The organism is Micromonospora sp. PLK6-60, from assembly GCF_019890675.1.
Lineage (GTDB): Bacteria > Actinomycetota > Actinomycetes > Mycobacteriales > Micromonosporaceae > Micromonospora.
In genome coordinates this window covers 1-5,035 of record NZ_JAIOAA010000037.1, presented here as the reverse complement: position 1 = coordinate 5,035, position 5,035 = coordinate 1, and the positions used below count along the sequence as shown (strand labels likewise).

Sequence of the window (5,035 nt, the reverse complement as noted above, 5' to 3'; positions counted from 1 at the left end):
CGCGTCCCCGACCGCCTTTACGCCGAGGGTGGAGGCGACGGTGACCACCGTGCCCCGGGACGCCGTCAGATACGGCAGCGCGGCCCGCACCACGGCGGCGGTGGCCAGCAGGTCCACGGTGACGATCCGCTCCCAGGTCTCCGCCGGCACGTCGGCCAGCCGGCCCGGGGTGTCGATGCCGGCGGCGGTGACCACCCCGTCCAGCCCGCCGGAGCGTTCCGCCAGCTCCCGGGTGGCCGCCTCGGCGGCCCGGGTGTCCGCCAGGTCGCACTCCACCCACGGCACCCCGTCGGCCGGCGCCCGCCGGTCCAGCACCAGCGGCCGGCCGCCGGCCCGGGCCACCGCGGTCACCACCGCCGCGCCCAGCCCGCTGGACCCGCCGGTGACCAGGACGGTCGGCCCGCCTCCCGGCACATCGTTCATCGGGACCCCTCCGTGCTCGGCCGCTCCGCGCCGGAGCGGCGGTTGCCTCCCACCCGGCCCGCCGGCGTCGCGGTCACCGGCACCCGGCCGCCGGCCCGGGCCGCCGCGATCAGGTCGGTGGTGGACCGGCCGGCCAGGTACGGCACCACCACCGTGTGCCCACCCCAGCGGCGCAACAGCTCCTCCTCCGGCAGCACCGGTTCGTCACCGACCCCGGTGGCGTAGTCGCCGCCCTTGACCCACACGTCCGGCCGCAACCAGGACAGGGCCGCCTCCGGCGTCGCCTCGTCAAAGATCGTCACCGCGTCGACGCAGCTCAGCGCGGCCAGCATCCGGCTCCGGTCGCCCTGCGGCACCACCGGCCGGTCCGGCCCCTTCAGCCCGGCCACGCTGGCGTCGGAGTTCAGGCAGACGATCAGGCAGTCGCCGAGCTGCCGGGCCGCCTGGAGGGTGGCCACGTGGCCGGCGTGCAGCAGGTCGAAACAGCCGCCGGTGGCCACCACCGTGCCGCCCGCCGCGCGTACCTCGGCGGCCAGCGCGCCGGCCGCGGCCGCCCCGATCCGCTCGCCGCCGGTCGCGGGGCGCACCGCCGGCGGCGTCCGCACCGGCGGCGGCAGCGCCGCGGCCACTCCCCCGCCCGCCACGTACGCGGACGCCTCGGCCACCGCGTGCTGCACCGCCTCGGAGACCAGCGCGCCCCGGGCCAGGGCGATGCTGGCGGCCGCCGCGAACCGGTCGCCGGCGCCGCAGGTGTCGCCCTCCGCGCTGGCCGGCGCGGGCACCACCAGCGGGGTGTCGCCCGCGTGGCACAGCAGGGCCCCGTCGCCACCGAGGGTCACCGCGACCGCGCCGGCCCGCCACCGCTCCCGCAGCCCCTGCGCCCCCCGGGAGGCGGTCACCAGCCGGGACGCCCCCGGGGCCACCTTCGCCAGGTCCCGGGCCTCGGACTCGTTGGGGGTGGCCAACTGCACGCCGGGCACCGCCGCCGGGCCACGCGGATGCGGGTCCCACACCACCGGGGCGGCGGTCGCCGCGAGCGCGGCCCGCAACGCCGGCTGCCCGGCCACGCCCCGGCCGTAGTCGCTGACCAGCACCGCCGACGCCCCCGCGATCAGCCGCAACACCGCCTCGGCGGGCTCCCCGGGCTCGCCGGCCGACCCGCCCCGGTCGTGCCGCAGCAGCACCCGACCCCGGGCCCGCAGCCGGATCTTCTCCGGCGTCGCGCCGGGCAGCGGCAGCGCGTACACCTGCACCCCGGCGGCGGTGAGCAGGGTGGCGAGCCGGGCCCCGCCGGCGTCGTCGGCGAGCGCCGTCACCAGCGCCACCTCCGCCCCCTGGGCGGCGGCGAAGACGGCGGCCAGCCCGGCGCCGCCGGGCCGGTCCACGTGCGCGGTCTCGTCGAGCACCGGCACCGGCGAGTCCGGGCAGAGCCGGTTGACCACACCCTCGACGTCCCGGTCCAGCAGGGTGTCGCCGACCACCACCACGGGTCCCGTCACGCTCGACCTCCTCATCGCGGCTCGACCTCCGGTTCCGCGCCGAGCACCACCTCGACGCCGGTCCGTACCGGCCCGGACCGGCTGTCGCCCGCCGGCACCGGGTGCGCGGCGGCGCCCGGCGTCGCGGTCAACGCCCGGTCCACGTACTCGCAGAGCACGTGGGCCGAGACCAGGTGCAACTCCTGGACCACCTGGTTGTCCGCCGAGGAGACGGCGAGCGCCTCGTCGACGGCGTCGGCGAGCGGGTTGGGGGTGGGGCCGGTGAAGGCCCAGCAGCGGAGTCCGGTTTCGCGGCCGGCGTGTGCGGCGGTGAGGAGGTTGGGGCTGGTGCCGCTGGTGGAGAGTAGGAGGAGGATGTCGCCGGGTCGGCCGTGGGCGTGGACCTGGCGGGCGAAGATGTGGTCGTAGCCGTAGTCGTTGCCGATGGCGGTGAGGGCGCTGGTTTCGGCGTGTAGGGCGAGGGCGGAGAGGGGTTGGCGGTCGTGGCGGAGTTTGCCGACGAGTTCGGCGGTGAGGTGTTGGGCTTCGGCGGCGCTGCCGCCGTTGCCGGCGACCAGTAGTCGGCCGCCCCGGGTCAGGGTGCCGGCCAGCTCGGTCCCCCACCGGGCGAGCAGCCCGTCGCAGCGCCGGTAGGACAGCAGCGCCTGGGCCAGGCCGGCGAGGTGGGCGTCGAGCACGGACGCTCCCCCGGCACCCGGCGACGCGGCCCCGGCGTCCGGCGGCACGGCGGTCGTCCGGGCGTCCGTCGGCTCGGCCGTCATCCGGCGACCACCCGGCTCGGCCGGCGCACCGCGGCCACCTCCCCGTACACGTCGGCCAGCCGCTCCGCGGTGGCCGCCCAGGAGTAGCGCCGGCGGGCCCGGTCCAGCGCCGCGGTGGCGTACCCGAAGCGGCGGATCCGGTCGGTGAGCAGGCCCTGGATCGCGGCGCCGAGCGCACCCGGGTCCCGGGCCGGCACCAGGTCACCGGTGACACCCGGGACCACCGTGTCGGTGAGGCCGCCGACCGCCGTGCCGATCACCGGGATGCCGCAGGCCATCGCCTCCAGCGGGGTGAGGCCGAACGGCTCGTACCAGGGGGCGGCGACCAGCACGTCCGCCGACCGGTACCAGCGGCCCATCTCCTCCCGCGGCACCGCGCCGATCAGCTTCACCCGGTCGGCCACCCCGCACGACGCGGCCAGGGCCCGCAACCGCCGGGCGTACGGGTCGGACTCCAGCAGCCCGGCGGGCGGACCGCCGACCACCACGCACTCGGCATCGGGCACCCGGGTCATCGCCCGGACCACGGTCTGGAAGCCCTTGCGTTCCACCAGCCGGCCGACGGTGAGGATCCGGGCCCGACCGTCCTCCCGCTCGGCGGCCGGGCCGAGCGGGGTGAAGGTGCTCAGGTTCACCCCGGACGGGATGATCGTCATCCGGGACCGGGGCACGCCCATCCGGACCAGCTCACCAACCTCGTCCCGGCACTGGGCGATCACCCGGTCGACCGCCCGGCCCAGCTCCCGCTCGTACGCCACCCGGCGGGCCGGACTGGTGTCCTGCACCCCCTGGTGGCGCCGCTTCACGGTGCCCAGCGCGTGGTAGGTCTGCACCACCGGCACCCCGGTCTGCCGGCCGGCGGTCAGCGCGGCCAGCCCACTCATCCAGAAGTGCGCGTGGATCACCTCGGGCACCCAGTCGCCGCCCCGCCACCGGTCCACCAGCCAGCGGCTGAACTCCCGCATGTGCGGCAGCAGCGCGTCCTTGGCCAGCGGCTCGGCCGGCCCGGCCGGCACGTGCACCACGTCGAAGCCGTCCGGGGCGCGGACGGTCACCGGCAGGTCGGGGGCGTCGCGCCGGGTGTAGACGCGCACCTCGTGACCGGCGGCCACCAGGGCGGCGGAGAGCTCCGCGACGTGCGTGTTCTGACCGCCCGCGTCCTCCCCGCCGAGGACGGCGAGCGGGCTGGCGTGCTCCGAGATCATCGCGACGCGCATACTTCCTCCTCCAGCAGCCGGTCCCAGTCGGCGAGGAAACGATCCAGGCCGTAGCGGTCCCGCGCGGCCGCGCGGGCCTCGGCGCCCGTACGGGCGGCCAGCGACGGGTCCTCAAGGAACCGCCGCGCGCCGTCGCGCAGGACGTCGATCCGGGTGGACAGGACTCCCGCCGTCGGTGGCACCGCCACCACGGCCTCGGTGGTGGCCAGCGCGACCACCGGCATGCCGATCGACATCGCCTCGATCAGGCTGAGCCCGAGCGAGGTCCACCGGCACAGGTGCAGGTACGCCCGACGCCGGCCCAGCTCGGCGTGCATCCGGTGTTGCGGCACGTCGTCGTGGGTGGCCAGCCGGTCGGGGGGCAGGCCCAGCCGCTCGGCCAGCCCGGCGACCCCCATCCCGAAGACGTCCAGCGGCGCCAGCTCGGCGAACGCCGGCAGCAGGTCGGTGCCGGTGACCCGCCAGCGGCGGACCGGCTCGTTGATCACCACGGCCAGCCGGTCCAGCTCGCCGGTCCACTCGACGGCCGGCGGCACGATGCCGTGCTCGACCACGGTGCTGCGGGTGCCGCCGTTGTCCCAGAACAGCTCGTTGAACGCGGTCACGTGGGTGAGCAGCAGGTCGTCCCGGTCGGCCATCGGGTGCCGGCTGTTCGGCACGTCGCCCTTCGGGGTGTTGTGCTCGACGTAGATCGCCGGCACGTCGCGGCCCACCCGCCGGCCCAGCCACTCGCCGGCCAGGTCCAGCTCCTCCGGACGTTGCAGCACGACGACGTCCACATCGGCCCGGCGCAGCTGCTCCGGGGTCACCTCGACGGCGGTGTCCGGCCACGGATAGGTGCGCGCCCGACCCAGCCCGTACGGCCCCCGGTCGGGGGTCACCGGCACCAGGTAGCGGTGCTTGCCGTGCACGAACGAGGTCATCCACGATCCGTGCACGTGCCACACCAGCACGTTCATCGGCCGCTCCCGCCGGTGGCGGTCGCGGTGGCCGGCAGGCCGGCCCGCGCGGACCGGACGGTGCCGGGGACGGCGTTCGGTCGGGTGGCGGCGACGGCGGGCCCGGGCACCGCGCGGTCGGCGGGGATGCCGAGCAGGCGGACCGCCTCCAACACCCGGTCCGGGTCCACCCCGGA

At 77.1% G+C, this 5,035-nt stretch carries 6 protein-coding genes; all 6 read right to left on the bottom strand.

The features are described 5' to 3' along the window. Positions 1–423, bottom strand: a 423-nt coding sequence (locus tag K7640_RS29720; RefSeq protein ID WP_222958264.1) for an SDR family oxidoreductase, incomplete at its 3' end; no start/stop codon positions are given. Continuing rightward, positions 420–1,922, bottom strand: a complete 1,503-nt coding sequence (locus tag K7640_RS29715) for a PfkB family carbohydrate kinase (RefSeq protein ID WP_374198142.1) — start codon at positions 1,920–1,922, stop codon at positions 420–422. The genes K7640_RS29715 and K7640_RS29720, both read right to left, overlap by 4 nt. A gap of 11 nt (positions 1,923–1,933) precedes the next feature. Continuing rightward, a complete protein-coding gene (locus K7640_RS29710; RefSeq protein ID WP_222958262.1) occupies positions 1,934–2,683 on the bottom strand; it encodes an SIS domain-containing protein in 750 nt (249 codons plus the stop codon). Next, on the bottom strand, positions 2,680–3,900 hold the full coding sequence (locus K7640_RS29705; protein WP_222958261.1) for a glycosyltransferase: 1,221 nt from the start codon (positions 3,898–3,900) through the stop codon (positions 2,680–2,682). The genes K7640_RS29710 and K7640_RS29705 overlap by 4 nt, the downstream gene beginning before the upstream one ends. Further along, a complete protein-coding gene (locus K7640_RS29700; protein ID WP_222958260.1) occupies positions 3,885–4,859 on the bottom strand; it encodes a glycosyltransferase in 975 nt (324 codons plus the stop codon). Before K7640_RS29700 ends, K7640_RS29705 begins: the two co-directional genes overlap by 16 nt. Next, positions 4,856–5,035, bottom strand: a 180-nt coding sequence (locus K7640_RS29695) for a hypothetical protein (protein ID WP_222958259.1), incomplete at its 5' end; no start/stop codon positions are given. The genes K7640_RS29700 and K7640_RS29695, both read right to left, overlap by 4 nt.

Bases quoted from the DNA above. Each gene is read 5' to 3' on its own strand.
- K7640_RS29700 (WP_222958260.1), bottom strand. From the start codon at position 4,859: ATGAACGTGCTGGTGTGGCACGTGCACGGATCGTGGATGACCTCGTTC.
- K7640_RS29705 (WP_222958261.1), bottom strand. From the start codon at position 3,900: ATGCGCGTCGCGATGATCTCGGAGCACGCCAGCCCGCTCGCCGTCCTC.
- K7640_RS29710 (WP_222958262.1), bottom strand. From the start codon at position 2,683: ATGACGGCCGAGCCGACGGACGCCCGGACGACCGCCGTGCCGCCGGAC.